Raw genomic sequence first — 637 nt, 5'->3', positions numbered from 1 at the left:
CGCACCGGCACCCCGGCCACATGTGAAACCGTCACCGTCTTTTCGTTATCCGTCAGGACATAAGTGGGCGCCCCGCCAGCGATGCGGAAAGACCTATCCAGGGCCGCGAACACCGATGGCGCCGTCCGGTCCCGCAAAGCGATGACAATCCGGAAGCGTGACCAAGCCAGCCAGGCAACGAACAACACCGTCTTCACGCCGTCAATGTAGGGTCCGTCTCCGAAATCATATTGTAACCAGCCGCCAGGCTGGGTTACCCACGGCCGGTGCACGCGCACCCGCCCGAGCTTCCACGCCGCCTTGACCTGGGCCACTGCGCGGCGGGTGGAACGCTCCGAGCCCTCATAGCCCATGCCCACCAGCTTCTGGTGGGTGACATCGGCCCGGATCCGGCCCCGCGTCTTTTCCACCAGTTCCTCGATCACGGGCAGATACTCATCGGTGACCTTGTCCCTGGCCACCGGTTCCGCCAACGGCCGCCCGGCATCCCGGGCGGCGACATGCTTGGCAACGGTGTGGTGCGAACAGCCCGCGAGAACAGCGGCGGCGCGAAACGACTGCGTGTGATCATACGCTTCAAGAATTTCCATGATTTCTCCGTCAGACTTCATATAGAGCCTCTTCCTGGATTGGTTTG

At 62.8% G+C, this 637-nt stretch carries 1 pseudogene; it reads right to left on the bottom strand.

What is annotated here, in order from left to right:
- Positions 1-611 (bottom strand): annotated as a pseudogene (locus QMG25_RS20400) (DDE-type integrase/transposase/recombinase); the annotation flags it as partial.
- Between the last annotated feature and the right edge of the window lie 26 nt (positions 612-637).

Source organism: Arthrobacter sp. H35-D1, from assembly GCF_030063185.1.
Taxonomy (GTDB): Bacteria; Actinomycetota; Actinomycetes; order Actinomycetales; family Micrococcaceae; genus Specibacter.
The sequence above is the reverse complement of the archived record's forward strand: the minus strand, read 5'-3'. Positions and strand labels throughout refer to the sequence as shown.